We start from the raw sequence: 20,227 nt of genomic DNA on the forward strand, positions 1-20,227 counted from the left end.
TTTTCAACGCCTTTCGTTTCGCTTCGGCTCGAAAGCTTCAATAATCTGGTACCCGTAGCAGTTGATAATCCGCGTCCGATAGTAAACCGTCTCGCGGACCGCGTCCTGCCGATACAGGTGGATATGCCCATGCAGGTGAAACTGCGGACGGAACGTTTTCAGGAACCAACGGAACGCCTTAAAGCCGATATGCGGCGGATCGTCCGCGTCATGAATCTGGTATGGCGGCGAATGCGTCGCGAAGATATCTAAAAAACGACCGTACAGCGCATAGTTCAGCATCAGCCGCGGAACGCAACGTAAGCACATCGACCACATCATTTCCTGCGTATACTGCGCCGGGCCGTAATTATAGCGGATACTGCCTTCCATTCCCAAAAACAGCAGGCTGTCTTCAAAACGCCTGAAACGCTGATGTAAATTATTTCCGCAGTCCCAATCCGCCGGTCCCCTCCCGTAACTCGCTTCCTGCCGTTTCGAATCGGCGTGATGGTTCCCCAGGACGTAATACAGCGGGACGTTCAGCGCGCTGGAAATATAATCCAGATAATACATCGGCAGATCGCCCAAGCTGAGAACCAGATCGATTCCCTGATGCCGATCCCGGATGGACGCGTTATACAGCTGCCCAAGCTCTACGTCTGAAATCGCCAGGATCCGCGCCATTTCCGGTTTATCCCTTTTCCACGCCGGCCGCCGCGACAACCGCAGCCGCGTACAGCTTCGTATGCGTCAGGCTGACCGACCAGTCGCTCAGGCCCAGCGCCGCCGCCTTCGCCGCCGCTTCTCCGGAGAGGATCAGGACCGGCGCCCCATTCTCCGCGGCATCGATTTCAATCTCCTTCCAGCCAATCTCGCCGATTCCCGTCCCCAGCGCTTTCGAAACCGCTTCCTTCGCGGCGAAACGCGCCGCGTACCGTTCCATTCGCCCGGCGCAGATTTCCCGCTCCCGTTCGGTATAAACCCGCGCGAAAAAGCGCTCGCGAATCGACGGGTTCAGCGTTTCCAGCCGCCGAATTTCGATCAGGTCGATACCGGTCCGAATGGCCATGCGGATCAGGCTCCCCGTTCCAGCGTTCCAGCGCTCGCGATCACCGCCCGGTCCAGCTCCATGTACCGGCGCGACGCATCGAGGATTTCCTCCGCGCCGATCCCCGCAAGCTTGCTGCCGATTTCGCGATAATAATCGAGCCCCAGCCCGCAGCGTTCTATCCTGAGCAAAGCGCTGCTGATCCCGCGGTTTGATTCGAGAACCAACGGTAAAACGCCGTTCTGAAACGACTTGACATCGGCGAGCTCTTCCGCGCTGACCGGCTCGGCCAGGTAACGGCGCGCTTCCGAAAGCGTCAGCGCCAACGCCTTCTCAAAGTTATCCGGATTCACGCCCGCCTGAATAAGCCATGTCCCGCCCAACGGGAGCGGATTCAGCGCGGAAGAAATCGAATAAGCGAGCCCGTTCTGATCGCGAACGACGTTCCCGATCCTGCCCATCATACCGAACTGCCCCAGGACGCAGTTCCCTAGGAGCAAAGCGTTATAGTCCGGATCGAGAATCGCCGGCGCGGCGAATCCGACCACGTAATTCAGCTGGCTCATGCCCGGAATTTCATAATGCTCCCTTGCGGCGGACGGCGCGCCCGCGACCGGGTCGGTCCGTTCCGAAAGCGTCGGCGCCGCGTTCCACGAACCAAACGCCGCCGCGACCGACTCCAGGACGCGCTCGGTTGGGATCCCGCCGCTGAACGCCAGGATCGTTCCGGCGGTTCGAAGGGCCGAACGGAACTGCGTTTCGACGTCGCCGCGCGTCAGCCCCGCCAGCGTCCGGACCGTCCCCATCCCATCGACGGCGTACGGATGATCTCCGTAATAGAGCTTCCGGAAAAGCAGCGAAGCCATTTCCCCGGTATCATGCGCGCGGTACCGGAGCGCCGCGGTCATCTGGTCGCGGTTCTGCTGGAATTTCGCCTCCGGGAAGGTTGGGTCCTGAACGATTTCCGCCGCAAGGCTCAGGACCGGATCAAAATCCTCCGCGATGCAGCTGATCCGCATCGATAACCCGTGCATCCCGCTCGAAAAAGTTATCGACGCGCCGATCGTCTCGAGAAACGAGCTGATCGCCTGGTCATCCCGCGTACCGGTTCCGGAGGTCAGCAGCGACGCCATCAGGCCGCTGAGCCCTTCCTTTCCCTGCGGGTTCGTCATATCCCCGCCAGGAATAAACGCGCTGATCGCCGCCGTCCGGCTCGATTCGTTTTCCCGAGCCAGGAGAATCATGCCGTTCGCGAGTTCCTTCCGAAGAATATCGTCCGCTCCCGGCGTTCCGGTTCGCTTCGTCATTGCGCGCCTCCAATTTTCGTATTTTTTTCCTCTCCGCCGCCGTCCTGATCCGGCTCTGCCTCTTCAGCGCCGGGCTCACCGCTGAACTCCGGGCCGGGAAAACCGGCGTCCTCCGGATCGTATAATCCGACGACACGGTTATCCGTCCGAAGACGGCGCTTCGCGTAATCGATAACGTCGGACGCGGTCACCGCTGCGACGCGGTCAACATAGGAATCAAACCAGGAACCGTCCGCGAACATCTCCGAATACCCCAGCCAGAACGCAATATTTGTAATATCCTCGCTGCCAAAAATAAACATCGCGCGCGCCTGCCTCGCGGCCTTCGCGACTTCTTCCGCGCTGATTTCGCCGCGGTGGATCCGTTCAATTTCGCGGTCGACGGCCGCGACCGCTTCTTCGGGGGCCACGCCGCTGTTCAGGACCAGCGTAATCGAATACAGGCCGGGATCGATCGAAGCCGAAAAATCGCCCGCGATTCCGACCGCGAGCCCTGTTTCGACCAGCGCGCGGTAAAGCCGGCTCATGCGGTTGCCGGTCCCGCCCCCGCCGAACTGATTCAGGCTCGCCGGGCCGGCGAGAATCGACGTCAGGACCGCCAGGACGAAAAACGCGTCGTCCCGCGCCGACGGCGCCCGCCAGGACAGCTGAACGTACGCCAGCTGGCCCGGACCGCTGACCTCGACCGACCGCGCCTCAGGGATTTCTCCTTCCCCGATCACGGCGCAGGGATCCGTTTCCACGCGCGGAATCGGTCCGAATCGCGCCCGGATCTTTTCGAGCGTTTCGTCCGCGTCAAAATTCCCAGCCATCGTCAGAACCGCGTTGTTCGGCGCGTAATGATTCCGGTAATACCGGTAAAGATCGTCGCGCCCCATCACGTTCAGGTCCGCCGTCTCGCCGATGATCTCGTTTCGGTACGGATGAACGTCGAACGCAGCCCGCTTGACCGCGTCGTCCAGCTTAAACATCGGATCGTTTTCAAGCCCTTCCCGCTCCGATAAAATAACCGTGCGTTCCGAATCGACTTCCTCAGGCAGGAATAAACTCCCGACCATCCGGTCCGCTTCCAGGTCCAGGACCAGATCGATTTCACCGTCTGGAACCGTTTCATAATACGTCGTCCAATCCTCCGCCGTCATCGCGTTCCAAACCCCGCCGACGCGGCTGACCGCGCGGTCAGCCTCTCCCGGACCGTATTTCGCGGTACCTTTAAATTGCATGTGTTCAACCCAATGCGAAACGCCGGTAGCCCCTGCCGTTTCGTTTCGGGACCCGACACGGTACCAGACCCAGAGACTGACGATCGGGGCAGAATGAACCTCGCGTAAAACGACGGTTAACCCATTCTCTAACGTCGTGCGAATCGTTTTATTTTTTCGCATGCGCGTGACCTCGCTTCTGAAAAATTGACCCATACTTTAACTTGTCTAATTATAAGCAGGAATTCCCTTCGCGCAGCCCCATTCCGGAACTTTTTCGCCTTTTCAAGCGTATAATGAATAAATCAAATTCAGTACAAACCGTTGACAGGAGTCTGATCTCATGAAACTTAAATACGCGCTTCTCCTTTTCCTCAGCGTCCTCCTTTTGACCGCCTGCGGCGGAAAAAGCGCTCCGGAACCGACAATTTCGGCGGAGCAGATTCAAAAATGGGCGGCCGAAACCGTCGACGCAATCGTCGCGCAAGACAAGCCGGCAACAACCCAGATCGCCGTCCTCCCACAGGCGACCCCGACCAGCCAGATCATCGCAGTCCCGCCGACGATCCCCGCGCTTCCAACCGCGATCCCGACCCTCCCCGTCGCGGCCCAGCCCAGCGGCGGTTCCTACGCCCCCCCAGCGCAGACCGCCTGCGACCGGTTCGCGTTCGTATCCGACGTTTCGATTCCCGATAAGACCGCGATGCAGCCGAACCAGACTTTCCAGAAAATCTGGCGGATCCAGAACAGCGGCAGCTGCACCTGGACAACCGCGTACCAGTTCGTATTCTACAGCGGTGAGCAGATGGGCGCGCCGGCCGCAGTGCAAATTCCGTCGACGGTCGGCCCGGGTCAGACCGTCGACGTCGCCGTCGACATGCGCGCGCCCAACGCCAACGGCGAATTCCAGGGGAACTGGCTGATGCGCAACGCGTCGGGGGCCCTCTTCGGAACCAGCGCGCAGACGACCCCGATCTGGGTCAAAATCGTCGTCAGCGGCGCGACTGGAAACGCCGTACCGGCCGGCTCCGTTTCCTCCGGCGGCGGTACCTGCACGGTGCAGAGTATTTCGCCGAACGGTTCGGAAGTCTTCGGACCGAACGCCCCGATGACGTTTTCCGTAACTGTCCGGAACGACAGCGCCGTAGCCTGGGACACGGCGAATTATGACCTTGCGCTGATCGAAGGCAACAACATGCTCCGGAACCCGGCGCTCACGGCGCAGGACATCCCGACAACGATCGCCCCGGGGCAGACGCTCACCATCTCGTTCGAAGGGATCACGCCGAATACCGGCGGACTTTTCACGATGACCTGGGGAATCGTCCAGAATAACGTGATCAACTGCCAATTCACTTTCCGCGTCAACGTTCGTTAAAACGCGGGGTTTATATAGGGGAAGGACGGCCTGGCAAGCTCCGTCCTTCCCCGCACATCCGCTACAGCAGGACCTCAGCCCAATCCGTCCCTGTAATCAGGTTCGGGAAAATTTTCCGGGCGTTGCCCCTTTTTCATTTATGCCTTTAAGAGACGGCAACAGTCGATAAAGCGGCGTTGCCCTTTACCGGTGACGCGCACGGTTTGGGTCAGGTAAGACGCCTATTGATTTTTCAGCACCCAAACGATAAAATAAAGGCAGCTGGAAATAAAAGGTGAGCTATGAATATTAAAATCAGTCGTGAAAATTATTTACTTGAAGGATTCGACAGAATACTCTCGCCGACAGGTAAACTTTACAGGAGATATCAGGGGAGATTTACCCGGAAACCTGAGATTCGGCTCAAAACGTTCGCAGACGACGCGGCGAAATTAAGAAATGACTGGGGAAACGTGGGATTCGATTTAATCAGGGCCGCAGAAAAATCCAAGGCTGGAGTTAAATAAAATGAGCAATCCCGACGATACCAGCTTAGAGAATAAAGAAATTGATAGCCAAAACAGGATCTTCGATTCGGATACAGAGCTAAGTCAACTCGCAGAAGCAATTGTTGATGATCTGGATATTCCGACCGAAAGCAAAAACCAGAAGATTGAACAGGTTATCAGGACCTTATCAGTATCCAGACAGCTAATTAAAAGCCCGGTTCCGCCGCCTGACTGGCTGGCAGGCTATAAAGAGGTAGAACCTACCGCCCCGGAACGGATTCTTCGCCTAGCTGAGAACGAACAACAACATCGTCACGCAATGGAGAAGCTGCTGGTAGAATCCCAGATAGAAAGTCAACGAACGGAATCTAAATTAGGCGAGAAAGAACAAGAGACCGATCGTTGGTTAGCGAATCGGGGTCTTATATTCGCTTTCATCATTGTTTTGGCATTTCTCAGTTTTATCGCTTTTTTAATCTGGAAGGATAAAACTGTCGAGGCATTTTATTCCGCGATGATCGGATTAGCGGTTTTAATCGCGAATTTTATTTTTCGATCGCGAATTTTTTCTTCCGATAGAAACGGGAAAAATCGGGATAAGACCTGATTTCGAAACGTATATTATGGATGAGCCTGATAAAACCCTTTGCGGTCTGAATCGACTGAACAAATTCGGCCCGGGAAAAAGGCGATCGGAACCATACCGAGGCAGCTTGTATTTCCCCCGATCGTCTTTTTTTCTCCATCCTTCCCCGCACATCCGCTACAGCAGGACCTCAGCCCAATCCGTCCCTGTAATCAGGTTCGGGAAAATTTTCCGGGCATCCTGAACCGCGCGCGACCGCGACCCCATGTCCATATACGCCGCCGCGCCGAAATGAATCAGGAGCGTCCGTTCAGCGTTCGCCGCCAGCGACAGCCGCGCCGCGCCCTCCGGATCGAGATGCCCTGCCGGTCCCGTTTCTCCCGGAAGGAACCCCGCCTCCGTGATCAGCAGGTCGGCGTTCTTCGCCAGCCGCTCCGCGTTTTCACAGCGCGCCGTATCTAAAACGAAGGCGACAATCCGTCCCTCGACTTCCAGTCGGTATCCTGTCGCCGGGACCGCGTGCACCAGCGGCAGCGCCTCCGCCCGAAACGGGAGCGGCCCGCCCGGAAGCGTCTCGGCTTCCACGATCCGGCTCGCAAAAGGGGCCTTCTCCAACGGCGACATGAACGGGGGACGCAGGATCGCCTCCAGCTCCGCCTTTCCGCCGAGCGGCGTAACGATCGTCAATCCCGCCTCAAACGGGAACAGGCCGATCGTATGCAGCCCGCTGATATGATCCAGATGCAAATGCGTCAGGAAAAGAAACGCCGGCTTCTGGAAATCGACGAGCGAACGCGCCCGCGTCAGCCCTGATCCGGCGTCCAAAAGAATCGTCTCGTTCTCCGTCTCCACGAGAACGCAGGTTGTCATCCCGTTCGCGTCGTCGTACCAGCCGTTCGCTCCCAAAACCGTAACCTTAACCATGCACACCTCCTTTACGCCTGGTTCGAAAAAAGCGGGCGTCAGCTGCCCGACCCGCTTTTTCCGTTTTAAACTTCCCAATTCATAGCCGAACGATTACTTGAGCATCGACTTTTCCCAAATCTTCATTGGCTCGAACCCCAGAAGCTCGACAACCGTCGCAGCGATATTCGCCAGACCGTACTGCCCGTCGGCGAATTCAACCTTCCGTGTCCGGTCATAAATAATAAACGGAACCGGGTTGAGCGAATGCGACGTTTTCGGCTCGTACCCGCCGTCTTTTTTCTTCTTCAACATGTCGTCGGCGTTGCCGTGATCGGCGGTCACGACCAGCGTGAAATCAACCGAATCCATCAGCTCCATCAGCCGTTTCAGTCCCAGATCGACCGACTCGACGCCAATCATCGTCGATTCCATAACGCCGGTATGCCCAACCATGTCGCCGTTCGGATAATTCAACCGCAAGAAGCCGTACTTCCCGGACCTGATCGCCTCAATCATTCGATCGGTAATCTCCGCCGATTTCATCCAGGGCCGTTGGTCGAACGGAACGTTATCCGACGGAATTTCGACGTACGTCTCGAGTTCTTCCGAGACCTTCCCGCTCCGATTCCCATTCCAGAAATACGTCACGTGTCCGTATTTCTGCGTTTCGGAAATCGCGAATTCGTTGACGCCCTTTCCGACGAGGAACTCGGTCAGCGTATTCGAGATCGACGGGGGATTAACGAGATATCGGTCCGGAAGCTTCAGGTCGCCGTCATACTGGAGCATTCCGGCGTACAGAACCTTCGGACGCCGGCCGCGATCGAATTTATCGAACGCGTCATAGTCGAACGCCATGCTCAGTTCGATCGCGCGGTCCCCGCGGAAATTGAAGAAAATGACGCTGTCGTTATCCTCGATCGTCCCGACCGGCTTCCCGTTTTCGACGATAACGAACTCGTGCATGTCCTGATCGATCAACGGATCGATTTCGGAGCGGTACGTCTGAATCGCTTCGGTCGCCGAAGCGAATTTCCGTCCCTCCCCGTGAACATGCGTATCCCAGCCGCGCTTGACCATCGGCCAGTCCGCCTGATACCGGTCCATCGTAATATACATCCGCCCGCCGCCGGAAGCGATCCGCGCGTCAAACGAAGCGTCGTTCAGCCCGGCGAAGAAGCGCTCGATATCCTCAACGTAGGTCAGCGCCGACGTCGGCGGAACGTCGCGTCCGTCGAGAAGAATATGCAGCCGGACTTTCGCGACCCCGTCCTTTTTCGCGTGCTCGATCATCGCTTTGACATGGTTGATATGCGAATGTACGTTGCCGTCCGAAAACAGCCCGATCAGATGCAGCGTCGTACCGTGCTTCCTGACGTTGTCAACGAGTTCGCGCCAGACTTCTGACTCAAACATCTTCCCGCTGGCAATACTTTCATTAACGAGCTTCGCCCCCTGCGAATATATCTGGCCGCAGCCGATCGCGTTATGCCCGACTTCGCTGTTGCCCATATCGTCGTCCGACGGCAGCCCTACCGCCGTTCCATGCGCCTTCAGGCGTACGTTCGGACAGTTTTGCAGCAGCCAATCCAGATACGGCGTATGCGCCTTACGAACGCAGTCGCCAGCTTCGTCTTTTCCGAAACCGACGCCGTCCATAACGACTAAAACCAAAGGTTTTTCCATATAACCCTCACTTATAGATGAATCATTTTTCGGGAAAATCCCGAGCTGTCAGATAAGTTTCCGTCCGCCCCGCGGCTTTTTTCCCGCGCCGCGAACGCTCAAAAGCAAAACGGGAAGAAGAGATCCTCCTTCCCGCTCGCCTCCCAGGATTAAGGCATTGGGTTATTATTCGCCCATGCGTCCGTAATCGTCACGACAAAGTCGATCGAACTGTTCGGGTCGTAACTCATCCGTACGAACTCGATCGGAACGTTCAGGACCGAACGCAGGAATTTTCCGGTAAACGGCTTCCCGGTAATGATCTCCAGCCCGTTCGCGTAAGAGTTCTGAGCCGGCCCCTGATTCGCGATTTCGATCCCGTATGTCTGGAAGTACGCGACCGTCCGATCGAAAATTGCCGGATCGCTCGCCCCGTTCAGGAGCGTTATCCGCGCTTTTTCACCCGCGACCAGGACCGATTCGTCCTGACCCTCCCCGAGCATCGTCGCCGGAGAAGCCGCGACCGACGCGCCGAAAATCGCGTCGCGCGATTCGCGGATCTTATCCGGGATCGGAACCAGAATATCCTCGCCGTTCGGGCTCTTTTCGAGCTCGACCTGATACGGCGGCGCGATCACAGCGCGGGAAATCTCCCAAGGCTCGAGATCGGTTACCGTCCAGGCTAATTTGACCATGTCGCTGATCGATAAGTTCGTCTTGACCGCTTTCGTCACGGCGTCGTAAAGCTGCTGCGGATTGGCGAGCAGCTTCGGCAGCTGCCAGATCAGCTGTTCATAGATCGCGTATAAAACGTCCTGCTGCCGCTGCGCCCGTTCAAAGTCGCCGCCAAGGGTATACCGGTGACGCGCGTAAGCGAGCGCCGTCGCGCCGTCGAGGTCCTGAACGCCGGCATGGAGCGTAACCGTATTCGCCGGACCGATCGGGTCAACCGTAATATCCTCCTTAACGTTGATCGCCAGCTTGTCGATCGCGTCGATAAAGTCGGCGAATCCTTCAAAATTAATCACCGCGTAATATTGAATATCGACGCCGAGGAAAAGCTCGACCGTTTCGATCGCCAGCTGCGGACCGCCGCCGGGGAGATTTTCCGCCTCGGCAAGGTAATACGCCGTGTTGATCCGCTGATAGCCATGTCCGGGGATCGAGACCCATAAATCGCGCGGAATCGAAAGCATCCCCGCGCGGCCTGTCACCGGATCGTACGTCACCAGCATCATCGAGTCGGTACGCGAGGCGCGCTCGTTCGCTTCCCAATCGCGGTAATCGAGCCCCATCGCCAGACAAGTGATCCGCGATTTCCCGTCCCAGGACTCATGTTCCACCTCGGCTAAATCCGCGACTGAAATCTCGGACTCTTTTCCGGCCTCATCTTCGTCGTTCCGCAGCGTTACTTCGCCCGACTCGTTGACAAGCGGAAGGCCGGGAAGCTTGACGATCGAGAACGTCCGCGCGTAATGATTGACCGTTCGAAACGCGAAGATCCCGAGAATAATCCCCAATACGGTCAGCACGCCGAAAACAATGAACTTCGTCCGCGGATTTCGCGGCTTCTTCGCCTTCGGAGGCTTCTGGCGCCTGGGGTCGTTCCCGCCAAACGCGGACGAAGCCGGAGGAGCCCCGTTGGGACGGTATCCTTGCGCGCCCGCCGGGTTCGGGACCGGCCCCGGCTGCTGCTGCCGCGGCGGACAGGGCTGCCCCTGCGCCGACGGATTAACGTTTCGATACGGTTGATTTTTTTCCATCCGTCGCAAACTCCTTATGACACTTCCTCAGATAAAACCGGCGGGATCGCCAACGATTCTTCGGGCGTTTCGATATACTTCGAACCTTCGTCGATCAGCATGACCGGAATATCCTCTACGATCGGGTATTTCCGTCCGCAATCGCCGCAGATCAGATAACTTTCTTTATAATTTCTTAAAGATCCAGCGCCATTTTTTACGCAGACCGGACAGCGCAGAATTTCCAGCAGATCCTTTCGAATCATGATCCCTCCGGTTTTTTCTCTCCATTTTTACTTATTCTACCATAGGGGGATTTTCCGAGACTCGAATTCCGCCCAGACTCCGACGCGTCGTCTAATCCGGCGCAGCGGTCGGCGACGGGGTCGGAATATTTTCCGTCCCAGGCCCATACTCATAAATCGCCTGCCAAGGCTTATAGTTGGTAACGAAGCGGTCCTGAAGATGGACCAGTCCGTCTTCATACACCGTCCGGACGACGTCGACGTCCGCACCCTTAATTTCCCAGTCGACCTGCTCGATAACGCCCGTCGGGAGCTCAGGATTCTCCCGGTAAATCGGCTCGCCCGGCTCGGTCAGGTTCGTCGGCCCCGTCGTCTCCAGCTCCACGTAGCGGTTGACTTTGGTGCTGTAAAATTTCCATTGAATCGTATAAGCCCCCGGATTCACGTACACTTCCATCAAAATCCAACTCGGCGTATCGTTCGTGAATTTCAGGTCCAGAACCGGGAAGAAAACCGATGCGTCGAGACCCGACAGCCCCGGATCGATATTTCCATTCGCCAGCCGTTCATAGTAAAAAACGCGGTAGGCATGCTGATGACGCTCTTTGATCGGAAGCCCATAGTTCAGCGCAGTCCGGAACAGCGTCGTGCTGACCTGACAAATTCCGCCGCCAACCCCCTGAACCGTTTCGTTCCCGACGATAACCGCCGCCTCAGCGAACCCGTTTTCAATATCGATATCGCCGATATTCTCCGCCATCGAAAACGTCTCCCCCGGCTTAATGAGCATGCCATGAAACGGAGCCGACCCGGCGACGATATTCTGAATCCGTTCCGGCGACGAGCCGTAAAAGTAGGTATACTGCGAAAAAGCCAACTCGCGGATCCCCAGCGATTCCGCCGTTGCGTTCGAACGGACCTCGGGCTCCGAAATCTCTAAAACCAGCTCCGCTTCGCCGCGACCGCCCTGAATCGCGTCCTGAATATTTCGGAGAGAGGCCTCGATATCGAGCTCCTGCCCGACGACGGCCTCCGCGAACGGTTCTAACTGCCGCGTGTCGTCGTTAAAAATGAACTTCGCGTTCCGCGGCTTGCGGAATAAATCGACGCTGAGCGAGACGAGCCGGTTATAAAACGGGTCGCGCCTGATCGTCATCTCGATCGATACCTCGTCCCGGTAGATCGTCGGCGTAAAGTTGATCCATCCGGCGAGCAAATCGCCCGCAATCTCGTCGATTACGCGGTACCCGTCGCCTTCGCGGACGAACAGCTTGAACGGAGCGCCTAAAACCTGTTCGAGCTGCGCTTTCTTTTCCGCGAGCTTATCCGCCGTCGTTTCGAGCGTCACGACCGGCAGCTCCAGCTCTGTCGTCCGCATCGTCTTCGCCAGCATCCCCAGCATCGCCAGCGTCACCGGCCGGTCCAGGAGCCGCCCCGCCTTTCCGGCTTCGATCCGAACCAACGAGCCCTGAAGCGTAAGCGACGGCTGTTCCATGGGGACGTCGATATATTTAGCGATATCTGAAATAAAATTGAACGCGACCCGCTGATCAAACAGCAGGACCGGCTCCAGATTCACTCCGATCGTCCGCGCCATGACCCGCTGGCGCAGGTTCTTCATCTCATCGCCGCCGCGCCCGAAACCGTACGCGTTCGCGACCGTCGCCGGAAACTGAATCTGCATCCCCAATTCTTCCGGGATCCCATGCCAGACGTTGTCTTCATACCGGAACGCGAACGCCGCCGCAAACGGAAACGTCAGCTTCTCGCGCAGCAGCGCCTCCGCCTCACCCGTCGTCAGCCCGCCGAGCGGGACGCCGGAAACGTGGACCCCTGGGAAAATTTTCTCATGATACGCCTCGCGCGTATAAAGCGCGTATCCAACGAACGTCAGTCCCGCCGCCACGCAGCCGGCGACCAGAATGAACGCCGCTCGCAGCAGCCCCATTTTTAAAGCTCCGGGAGCTCCCCCTCGCGGCGGCCTACTCGCCCCCGTTCGGGAGGCCTTTTTTTCTTCAGAATTCATCAATCCCGTTCCGCTCCATGATCTCGGAAAGATTCACGTCGTAACAGCGAATCTCCGCTTGATTATACAAAAGAAATTCGTCCGCCGGACCGAAAAACGCTTCGATCCGTGCGTTGGTCAACCCGTCGCGCTGGGTTTCGTCAACGAGGAGGCAGCGCGCGTTAAATCCGGCGCGGTACCAGTCGGCCCGCGACGCGACCGCCGGACCGATCGTCCCATTCTCATAAACGATCGGCGCCGCCTGAATCCGGTTCCCCGAATAGTAATTTAACGCCGCGGATTCCCAATAAGTTCCGTATATCCGCGCCGCGCCCCGATCCTTCAGCGCGTCGGCGAGCTCAACCAGCCGGTTGTCGCTCGGCGGCGAAGCGCGAAATTCCGCCGACAGGTTCGACCATCCGATCAGGACCAGAGCCGTCAGCGCTGCGTTCCGCCGCCAGCCCGGAGAAAGGCGCGGGGTCGCCCGGACCGCAAGCTCCATCCAAAGAAAATACGCCGGAGCAAGGTAACGGAACGCCGCTTCGCCTTGCGTAACGTCCGTCAGCGTAAAACTGGCGACGACCGCGCCGCCGCCGAAAAAGAGGAGCTTATCCGCCATGGCCCCCCCGCGCCAATCGCGTATCAGCCGCACGCCGCAGCGCGCCGCCATCCCCGCCGTAAACAGCGCCATCGCGCCCGCCCCGATCCACTCCACCGGCGTCAGCTCCGGAACCGCCAGCCAGGGTCTTCGCGTAAACAACCGCAGCCAGGTATCCGCCCCATTCATCAGGTACCGCCCCAGATCCGCCACGCCGATCACCCCGTTTTTCGTCGCCGTCAGCGTCAGCCCGCCGCTGCGTTCGAGCCAGATCAGGAACGCTTTCGAAAGAAAAACGCCCCCGAGCGCGGCCGCCCCAAGTTTCAGCGCGCGGCGCCGCCTCAGGGAAACGGCGTCAGCCGCCGCGACGACGAGACAGGGCGCGGCAAAGAAATACAGAACGAAGCCGTCGGCGACGCAGCCAAGCGCGACGCAGACGGCGAACCCGACCCAGCTCAGCGCGCTGGGTTCGGACGGACGGTCCGTCAGCCGTGAGGCCAGCCAAACCAACGCGAAAATCTGCGCAATCGCGACGGCATGCATCCCGACCGTCGCCATCGAATGCCACAGCGCGCGCGGGATCAGAGCCACCGGCAGCAGCGCTGCAAAACAGACCCATCCCGGCTTGATTGCCGTCTGGCGCTCCGAACGGAGCGTCAGGAACGCGAACGCCGCGACCAGCCCGCAGCTGATCGGTCCGATCAGGTACAGCGCCGCCTTCCGGCCCAGAACCAGCCGCAGCGGCAGCGCCCACAGGATATCCCCGGTCAGCGCTGAAAAGAAACCGCCGCGCCAGCCAGCGAGCGTCCAGTTCCCGTCCAGCATGTCCTCGGCTGCGAGAATGAAGTACATATTGTCCGAATTAACCGTGAAGCGCGTCGCGATCATAAAAAAAACGTAAAGCGCCGTCAGCGAAAAAACCGCCGCCGCGCCGATCCGGAAAAACCGGTTGTCGGATGCCTCGCGCAAATCCTGACGTTTCGATAAATTCATATTTCCTGGCTCTCTTTCGCCGCCGTTCCCCGCGTTTGATTTTTTTCTTCGACCCGACCTTGTTTCCAACAGGGCGGGCCGTTCCCGTTGATTATATTCCGAAACAGGCTGGAAACCCGGCGCGGTTCCTCCGGACCATCCGCGAAAATCCTTTGATCGAATTGCGCGGGGACGGATTATAATTAACCCGAGTTAAAGTGACCCCGGTTCACACGTTCGTTGAACACACTGAAAAAAAAATCCACTGGAGGGAACAATATGAGCCTGAAAATCAAATTCGGCACCGACGGATGGCGAGCTCGAATCGCCGACGAATACACGTTTGAGAACTGCCGCCGCTGCGCGCAGGGTTTCGCAAATTATCTATTGAATCGCGGTAAAAAAGGCGCGCGCGTTGTCGTCGGCTACGATAAACGGTTCCATTCCGAAAATTTCGCGGCGCTCTGCGCGGAGGTTCTCGCCGGGAACGGATTTAAAGTTTTCCTGACCGACGGGCCGACCCCAACCCCGGTCATTTCGTTCGCCGTCGGCGACAGCAAAGCCGCGGGCGCGATCAATATCACCGCCTCGCATAACCCGGCCGTCGACAACGGTTTCAAAGTCCGCGACGAAACCGGCGGCGCGATCGACCCCGCCGGATTGCTCGAAATCGAAGCTGCGATCCCTGACGACGTCGGCGACGTCGTTTCGATCCCGCTCGGCGAGGGACTGAAAAACGGCTCGATTGAATATTTCGACGCCTCGATCAACTACATCGAACACCTGAAAGACCTGATCGACCTGGAGCCGATCCGTAACGCCGGGCTGAAAATTGTAGTCGACTCGATGTGGGGGAACGGCGGCGGATGGTTCACGCGTCTCCTCGGCGGCGGGAAGACTGAAATTATCGAAATTCATGATACGCGCAACCCGCTTTTTCCTGAAATGACCCGACCGGAGCCGATCCCGCCGAACGTGAACGTCGGGCTGAAACGCACGGTCAAGGAAGGGGCCGACGTCTGCCTGATCATGGACGGCGACGCGGACCGCTGCGGAATGGGGACCGAAAAGGGCGAATTCCTGAACCAGCTTCAGGTCATGGCGCTCCTGACACTGTATCTTCTTGAAATCCGAAAAGAAACCGGCGCGATCGTCAAGACGCTTTCGACAACGACAATGCTGAATAAGCTGGCTGAAAAATACGGCTGCCCGCTTTACGAAACCGGCGTCGGCTTTAAATACGTCGCGCCGAAATTCACGGAAACCAACGCGATCATCGGCGGCGAGGAATCGGGCGGCTATGCCTTCCGCGGGAACGTCCCTGAACGCGACGGGATCCTGGCGAATCTGTACTTCCTTGACTTCATGGTCAAAACGGGAAAGAAACCGTCCGAGCTTCTCGCCTGGCTCTTCGAAACCGTCGGAGCGCATTATTACAAGCGAATCGATACCCAATTCAAGGGCAGCAACGCCGACAGGATCGCGGCGATCAAGGCCAATTATCCGAAGACCCTCGGCGGAATCGAGGTCGTCAACGTCAATACCACCGACGGCTTCAAGTTCGAGATGAAAGACGGCGGCTGGATGCTGATCCGGTTCTCGGGAACGGAACCGATTATCCGCGTTTACACGGAAACAACCAAACCCAGCGCAGTGGACGCGATTCTCGCCGACGGGCTGAAAACCGCCGGAATCGAATAGCCGCTTTAAACCTGCATTGGAACCGAAACGCTTTTGGGTCGATACCCATTGTCACCTGAACCTCGATGCGTTCGAAGAGGACCTGGATCAGGTTCTCTTCAACGCGCGCCAGGCCGGCGTCGAACGCGTCCTGATTCCCGGGATCGACCTGGGAACCTCCGAACGGGCGAAAGCCTTAGCCGCGAAAGAAACGGGACTGACGTTCGCCTGCGGGGTGCATCCAAATACCGACGCCGTCGTCGACGACGAAACGCTGCGCGCGCTGGAAGGGCTGGCGCGGGATCCGCGCTGCGCCGCGGTCGGCGAAATCGGACTGGATAACTATTGGAACGACTGTCCGTCCGAACGGCAGCGCGAAAACCTCCTGCGCCAGCTCGATTTAGCCGAACGGCTCCAGCTCCCGATTATTCTGCACTGCCGCGATGCGTTCGCGGACCTCTTTCCGATCGTCCAACAATGGATCCGGCGCGCGCCGGGGAACCGCGGCGTGTTCCATGCGTTCGACGGCAGCGCGGAAGAGGCGCGCCGAATTACCGACGCCGGCTTTTTCGTCGGCTTAGGCGGCGCGATCACGTTTAAAAACAAGCCCCTCCGCCGTGAAATGGCGCGGACGGTCCCGCTTGAAAAAATCGTTCTTGAAACTGACGCGCCCTACCTGACGCCCGCGCCCTATCGCGGGAAGCGCAACCAGCCCGCCTATGTCCCGCTCGTCGGCGCGTTCCTCGCCGAACTCCGCGGCCTTCCCGTCGAAGACGTCATGACGCGGACGAGCGCGAACGCGTTCGAGTTATTCCGCCTATCTTAGAGAATTATTAATTTTCTAAAACCGTGCAAATTGTCGGATAAAATAGAAATCTATCAAATTGCAGCGGTTCTTTACCGCTGAAGCTTGACAGAAGCAGTGGATTCAGAAAGGAAAAAAATAAACAATGAACGAACCTATTCATGTTACGGATGCGAACTTTGAAAACGCCGTATTGAAATCCTCGCTCCCGGTCGTCGTCGACTTCTGGGCGCCGTGGTGCGGACCCTGCCGGATGGTTTTGCCGATGATGGAAGAGATCGCGAAAGAATACGCCGATAAAATTATTGTCGCGAAGGTCAATACCGACGAACAGACCGAACGCGCGATGGATTATCGCGTGACGACGATCCCGACGCTTTTATTCGTCAAAAACGGCGAAGTCAGGCAGCGCCATTCCGGTACGCTGAGCGGCGAAAAGTTGCGCGAGATGGTCGACGCGCTGATCGCCGCGTAACGCTTTGGAGCAAAAAAAGCGCTGCTGAACAGGTCGGGGCGCCACCAGCTTCACTCTTAAAAAAAGAACCGGCGAGGAGAGCTTTTCCAGAATCGAGAAAACCGTCTCTTCGCCGGTTTCGTTTGTCCTCAGCCCCGCTCAGCTTTCAGCCCCGCCTCTTTTTCATCAGATAACGGAACCACGACCGCGTACGTCCGCTCGTTCAGCGCGATCTCGCGGACCGCGATCGGGATCGAGAAGAGCCGCGATAAATTTTCGTCGTTCAGCAGCGCGTCGCTCCGCCCGACCGTCGTCTGGCCGCGATGAATCAGGAGCGTCTGATCCGCCAGACGCAACGCATGTTCCGGATAGTGCGTATTAAACAAAATACTGATCGAGGATTCGGACGCCAGCCGTTTCAGGATCCGCAGGATATTCTGTTGATTCTTATAATCCAGGTTCGACTCCGGTTCGTCTAAAATCATGATCGACGGCTCGGCGCAGAGCGCCCGCGCGATCAGGACCATCTGCAGCTCGCCGCCGGAAATCCGCGTGCAGAGCCGATCGCGGAGATGACCGATTTCGAGCGTCTCCATCGTCTCCCGCGCCAGCCGAACGTCTCTTTCTCCCGGCTTCGCGAAAACGCCTAAACGCGGCGCGCGTCCCAGCAGGACCATCTGCTCGACGGTATACGCGACCTGCTGGCTCCGCGCCTGCGGAACGTAGGCCATCAGCCGCCAGATCTCGCGCTCGCCCTTTCGCCGCATCGGCTCGCCGAACAGCAGCGTTTCCCCCTCGCTCCAGGGGAGCAGGCCCATCAGACAGCGTAAAAACGTCGTCTTCCCGGCTCCGTTCGGGCCAAGCACCGCGCATACCTCACCGCGGCGCAGCGATAAGTTCACGTGATGGAACTGGTCTTCCGATCGTTTCGCCCAGCGAAAACGGGCGTCCCGGACCTCCAAAGCAATCTCGCTCACAGCCCTTCTCCTTTCGACGAATGGAGCAGGAAGATAAACAGCGGAGCGCCCAACGCCGCCGTCAGGATCGACAGCGGAATTTCCGCCGCGTACGCGCTGCGGGCGAAGCTGTCGATCAGGAGAAGGAAACTCCCGCCGAAGCTGATACTCGCCGGAATAACGTCGCGATGATCGCTCCCGAAGCACATCCGGCAGATATGCGGAATGACCAGCCCTACCCAGCCGATCTGCCCCGCCATCGAGACCGCCGCCGCGACCATCATCGTCGCCGCCAGCGAAAAAACCAGCCGCATGCGCTGGACGTTGACCCCCAGCGTCTGCGCCTCGTCGTCGCTCAGCGCCATAACGTTCAGCCGCCAGCGCAGCGCGAAAATAATCGCCATGCCGGCGACGATCAGCGGCAGGCCGTAAACGAGCGTCCCATACCGCGCCGACGCCAGGCTCCCCATCAGCCAGAACGTAATCGCGGGAAGCATGGCCTCCGTCTCGGCGACCGTCATGATCAGCGAGATTCCCGCCTGAAAAAGCGCCGCAACGACCATTCCCGACAGGACGATCATGATCGTCGTCACCCGTCCGCGGATCCGGCTCACAAAGTACGTCAGGCTGACCGCGATAAACCCGAAAGCCATGGCCGACAGCTGCACGACGATCATATTCTGCCGCATGTACAGCGCCAACGCCGCGCCGAAACCCGCCCCCGCCGCCACCGCCAGCGTATCGGGCGAGGCGAGCGGATTCGAAAAAACGCTCTGGAAACAGGCGCCGGAGACCGACAGCGCCGCCCCGCAGGCCAGCGCCAGAATAATCCGCGGCAGCCGCAGGCTGATCAGAACGCTGAACATCCGCTGGTCCCATTGCCCATCCCGAATACCGGCAATAAAAAAGTTAAAAATAGCGGCTACGCTGATCTGTAGCCGCCCCAAACCCCAACAAAAGATTGCCAGAACCAACGGCAGGAAGATCAGGAACAAATTCCGCGCCCTGCGGCTCCTGCCCTGGATCGTCGTTCCCGCCGGCATTATTGACCTTACATGCCGGCAGTCGGATTCAGAATTTCATGAATATCCTCGTCCGTCAGCTCATAATGAAAGAGATTCTGATAGTAATTACGAATCTCCTCTTCCATGTCGATATCCTCGAACAGGTCCGGATGCATCGTCTTCGCCATGAACAGCAGGTTCAGCGGCGCGTCGCTCGACGGCGGGAACCACGTATACGTCCCGCGCGGAATCTTATAAACGCGCCCGTTCTGAACCGCGGTAATCCCGGACCAGTCGTCCCCTTCCTTCGCCTGACTGTTCAAAATCTGGTCGACCGTGTAAGCGCTGAAGTTGTTGAGGTATAAGACCTCCGGATTCCATTCGTAAACCTGCTCCATGTTAACCGGGCCGACAAACGCGCCGACCTCGTAACCGAGATTCTTCCCGCCTGCCGTCGTAATCCAGTAGTTCGCAAAGCTCGTCCCGCCAGCGACCAGGACGTTTTCGTTGTAATTCACGAGGATCAGCGCGTTCGGCTTCTCATCGTCTTTCAAGTCGCCCACGCGGCTCCGAACCGTCTCCAACGCCTTTTCGCCGTATTCCTTAATTCCGGGAGCCTGATCCTCCTTATCGAGAACCTCGGCCAGGAGATCGACCCAGGCGTTGAACGTATCGATCGTGCTGTAATCCTCGAAAAGCGTCGTGCTGAACCCGACCGCCGGTATCCCCGCGTTCTTCAATACTTCGTAATTTTCTTTAACGTCGGCGTTGTAAAAATAAACCTGCGGATCCAGCTTCAGCAGCTCTTCAACGTTGATATCGTCGGTCCCGGACGTTGAGAACGACGACGAAATATCCGCCATGCCGGGGAAAATTTTGTTCATAATCGAACGCTCGATACTGTAACGCGAATCTTCGTGGATCCCGACTAGCCCGTCGATCGACCCGGTGAACATCGGGTAAACCGCCGCCAACGGCGTCAGGCTCCCGATCACGATTCGATCGAGCTTCGCCGGAAGAACGACCGTATTGCCCGCGTGATCAACAATCGTCCGCGTTTCGCTTTCCTGCGCATCGGCGTTCCCGGCGGAACATCCGGCCGCTAAAACGGCGATCATCATCGCCACAACCATCCATGAGAATAATCTCTTCATAGCTTAAAAACCTCTCTTTTTCTTCCGGAACGCAATTCCGATCCGGTAAG

General features: G+C 58.0%; 20 protein-coding genes. 7 read left to right on the forward strand and 13 right to left on the reverse strand.

The window, feature by feature from the left end; genetic code table 11:
* Positions 1-3 precede the first annotated feature (3 nt).
* Genes BEQ56_00330 through BEQ56_00345 form a run of 4 tightly spaced genes read right to left on the reverse strand, consistent with a single transcriptional unit; the run spans position 4 to position 3,755 of the window.
* Complete coding sequence (locus tag BEQ56_00330) at positions 4-666, reverse strand: hypothetical protein (GenBank protein ID AOH42067.1); 663 nt, start codon at positions 664-666, stop codon at positions 4-6.
* A 7-nt stretch (positions 667-673) separates the two neighbouring features.
* On the reverse strand, positions 674-1,051 hold the full coding sequence (locus tag BEQ56_00335) for a holo-[acyl-carrier-protein] synthase (GenBank protein AOH42068.1): 378 nt from the start codon (positions 1,049-1,051) through the stop codon (positions 674-676).
* Positions 1,052-1,056: 5 nt separating this feature from the next.
* The gene (locus tag BEQ56_00340) at positions 1,057-2,337 is read right to left on the reverse strand and encodes a hypothetical protein (protein AOH42069.1); all 1,281 of its coding nucleotides are present in this window, start codon (positions 2,335-2,337) and stop codon (positions 1,057-1,059) included.
* Positions 2,334-3,755, reverse strand: a complete 1,422-nt coding sequence (locus BEQ56_00345; protein ID AOH42070.1) for a hypothetical protein — start codon at positions 3,753-3,755, stop codon at positions 2,334-2,336. Before BEQ56_00345 ends, BEQ56_00340 begins: the two co-directional genes overlap by 4 nt.
* Before the next feature lie 127 nt (positions 3,756-3,882).
* Between BEQ56_00345 and BEQ56_00350 the strand changes: the two genes are divergently transcribed.
* The 3 genes from BEQ56_00350 to BEQ56_00360 all read left to right on the forward strand — a co-directional run bounded on the left by BEQ56_00350 (position 3,883) and on the right by BEQ56_00360 (position 6,012).
* The gene (locus BEQ56_00350; protein ID AOH42071.1) at positions 3,883-4,917 is read left to right on the forward strand and encodes a hypothetical protein; all 1,035 of its coding nucleotides are present in this window, start codon (positions 3,883-3,885) and stop codon (positions 4,915-4,917) included.
* 281 nt (positions 4,918-5,198) lie between these two features.
* Positions 5,199-5,423 carry a hypothetical protein gene (locus BEQ56_00355; protein ID AOH42072.1) on the forward strand — a complete coding sequence of 75 codons (225 nt, stop codon included), beginning with the start codon at positions 5,199-5,201 and terminating at the stop codon, positions 5,421-5,423.
* A gap of 1 nt (position 5,424) precedes the next feature.
* A complete protein-coding gene (locus BEQ56_00360) occupies positions 5,425-6,012 on the forward strand; it encodes a hypothetical protein (GenBank protein AOH42073.1) in 588 nt (195 codons plus the stop codon).
* Between the two features lie 156 nt (positions 6,013-6,168).
* On the opposite strand, the gene BEQ56_00365 is transcribed toward BEQ56_00360, so the two are convergent.
* The 6 genes from BEQ56_00365 to BEQ56_00390 all read right to left on the reverse strand — a co-directional run bounded on the left by BEQ56_00365 (position 6,169) and on the right by BEQ56_00390 (position 14,121).
* Positions 6,169-6,915: a hypothetical protein gene (locus BEQ56_00365; protein AOH42074.1), complete on the reverse strand. Its 747-nt coding sequence runs from the start codon at positions 6,913-6,915 to the stop codon at positions 6,169-6,171.
* A gap of 93 nt (positions 6,916-7,008) precedes the next feature.
* Positions 7,009-8,583, reverse strand: coding sequence for a phosphoglycerate mutase (2,3-diphosphoglycerate-independent) (locus BEQ56_00370; protein ID AOH42075.1), 1,575 nt, complete (start codon positions 8,581-8,583; stop codon positions 7,009-7,011).
* A 149-nt stretch (positions 8,584-8,732) separates the two neighbouring features.
* Positions 8,733-10,325, reverse strand: a complete 1,593-nt coding sequence (locus tag BEQ56_00375) for a hypothetical protein (protein ID AOH42076.1) — start codon at positions 10,323-10,325, stop codon at positions 8,733-8,735.
* A 14-nt stretch (positions 10,326-10,339) separates the two neighbouring features.
* Positions 10,340-10,570: a hypothetical protein gene (locus BEQ56_00380; protein ID AOH42077.1), complete on the reverse strand. Its 231-nt coding sequence runs from the start codon at positions 10,568-10,570 to the stop codon at positions 10,340-10,342.
* 91 nt (positions 10,571-10,661) lie between these two features.
* Positions 10,662-12,497: a hypothetical protein gene (locus BEQ56_00385; GenBank protein AOH42078.1), complete on the reverse strand. Its 1,836-nt coding sequence runs from the start codon at positions 12,495-12,497 to the stop codon at positions 10,662-10,664.
* Positions 12,498-12,564: 67 nt separating this feature from the next.
* Positions 12,565-14,121: a hypothetical protein gene (locus tag BEQ56_00390; GenBank protein ID AOH42079.1), complete on the reverse strand. Its 1,557-nt coding sequence runs from the start codon at positions 14,119-14,121 to the stop codon at positions 12,565-12,567.
* Between BEQ56_00390 and BEQ56_00395 the strand changes: the two genes are divergently transcribed.
* The 4 genes from BEQ56_00395 (at position 14,109) to BEQ56_00410 (ending at position 17,084) form a co-directional block, all read left to right on the forward strand.
* The gene (locus BEQ56_00395) at positions 14,109-14,327 is read left to right on the forward strand and encodes a hypothetical protein (protein ID AOH42080.1); all 219 of its coding nucleotides are present in this window, start codon (positions 14,109-14,111) and stop codon (positions 14,325-14,327) included. The genes BEQ56_00390 and BEQ56_00395 overlap by 13 nt on opposite strands.
* 82 nt (positions 14,328-14,409) lie before the next feature.
* On the forward strand, positions 14,410-15,825 hold the full coding sequence (locus tag BEQ56_00400) for a phosphomannomutase (GenBank protein AOH44325.1): 1,416 nt from the start codon (positions 14,410-14,412) through the stop codon (positions 15,823-15,825).
* A 16-nt stretch (positions 15,826-15,841) separates the two neighbouring features.
* The gene (locus BEQ56_00405; protein AOH42081.1) at positions 15,842-16,630 is read left to right on the forward strand and encodes a hypothetical protein; all 789 of its coding nucleotides are present in this window, start codon (positions 15,842-15,844) and stop codon (positions 16,628-16,630) included.
* Positions 16,631-16,754: 124 nt separating this feature from the next.
* Positions 16,755-17,084 carry a thioredoxin gene (locus BEQ56_00410; protein AOH42082.1) on the forward strand — a complete coding sequence of 110 codons (330 nt, stop codon included), beginning with the start codon at positions 16,755-16,757 and terminating at the stop codon, positions 17,082-17,084.
* A gap of 128 nt (positions 17,085-17,212) precedes the next feature.
* Here the strand turns inward: BEQ56_00410 and BEQ56_00415 are convergent, their stop codons facing one another.
* The 3 genes from BEQ56_00415 to BEQ56_00425 are packed head-to-tail and all read right to left on the reverse strand — an operon-like array spanning position 17,213 to position 20,177.
* Entirely contained in the window at positions 17,213-18,031 is an 819-nt protein-coding gene (locus BEQ56_00415) for a hypothetical protein (protein AOH44326.1), read from the reverse strand.
* Between the two features lie 5 nt (positions 18,032-18,036).
* A complete protein-coding gene (locus BEQ56_00420; GenBank protein AOH42083.1) occupies positions 18,037-19,062 on the reverse strand; it encodes an iron ABC transporter permease in 1,026 nt (341 codons plus the stop codon).
* Between the two features lie 8 nt (positions 19,063-19,070).
* Entirely contained in the window at positions 19,071-20,177 is a 1,107-nt protein-coding gene (locus BEQ56_00425) for a hypothetical protein (GenBank protein ID AOH42084.1), read from the reverse strand.
* Positions 20,178-20,227 lie beyond the last annotated feature (50 nt).

The sequence above is a fragment of the Anaerolineaceae bacterium oral taxon 439 genome (genome assembly GCA_001717545.1).
Lineage (GTDB): Bacteria > Chloroflexota > Anaerolineae > Anaerolineales > Anaerolineaceae > Flexilinea.

Coding starts and splice junctions, on each gene's coding strand:
- BEQ56_00330 (AOH42067.1), bottom strand. CDS start 666: ATGGCGCGGATCCTGGCGATTTCAGACGTAGAGCTTGGGCAGCTGTAT.
- BEQ56_00335 (AOH42068.1), bottom strand. CDS start 1,051: ATGGCCATTCGGACCGGTATCGACCTGATCGAAATTCGGCGGCTGGAA.
- BEQ56_00340 (AOH42069.1), bottom strand. CDS start 2,337: ATGACGAAGCGAACCGGAACGCCGGGAGCGGACGATATTCTTCGGAAG.
- BEQ56_00345 (AOH42070.1), bottom strand. CDS start 3,755: ATGGGTCAATTTTTCAGAAGCGAGGTCACGCGCATGCGAAAAAATAAA.
- BEQ56_00350 (AOH42071.1), top strand. CDS start 3,883: ATGAAACTTAAATACGCGCTTCTCCTTTTCCTCAGCGTCCTCCTTTTG.
- BEQ56_00355 (AOH42072.1), top strand. CDS start 5,199: ATGAATATTAAAATCAGTCGTGAAAATTATTTACTTGAAGGATTCGAC.
- BEQ56_00360 (AOH42073.1), top strand. CDS start 5,425: ATGAGCAATCCCGACGATACCAGCTTAGAGAATAAAGAAATTGATAGC.
- BEQ56_00365 (AOH42074.1), bottom strand. CDS start 6,915: ATGGTTAAGGTTACGGTTTTGGGAGCGAACGGCTGGTACGACGACGCG.
- BEQ56_00370 (AOH42075.1), bottom strand. CDS start 8,583: ATGGAAAAACCTTTGGTTTTAGTCGTTATGGACGGCGTCGGTTTCGGA.
- BEQ56_00375 (AOH42076.1), bottom strand. CDS start 10,325: ATGGAAAAAAATCAACCGTATCGAAACGTTAATCCGTCGGCGCAGGGG.
- BEQ56_00380 (AOH42077.1), bottom strand. CDS start 10,570: ATGATTCGAAAGGATCTGCTGGAAATTCTGCGCTGTCCGGTCTGCGTA.
- BEQ56_00385 (AOH42078.1), bottom strand. CDS start 12,497: ATGGGGCTGCTGCGAGCGGCGTTCATTCTGGTCGCCGGCTGCGTGGCG.
- BEQ56_00395 (AOH42080.1), top strand. CDS start 14,109: ATGCCTCGCGCAAATCCTGACGTTTCGATAAATTCATATTTCCTGGCT.
- BEQ56_00410 (AOH42082.1), top strand. CDS start 16,755: ATGAACGAACCTATTCATGTTACGGATGCGAACTTTGAAAACGCCGTA.
- BEQ56_00420 (AOH42083.1), bottom strand. CDS start 19,062: ATGCCGGCGGGAACGACGATCCAGGGCAGGAGCCGCAGGGCGCGGAAT.
- BEQ56_00425 (AOH42084.1), bottom strand. CDS start 20,177: ATGAAGAGATTATTCTCATGGATGGTTGTGGCGATGATGATCGCCGTT.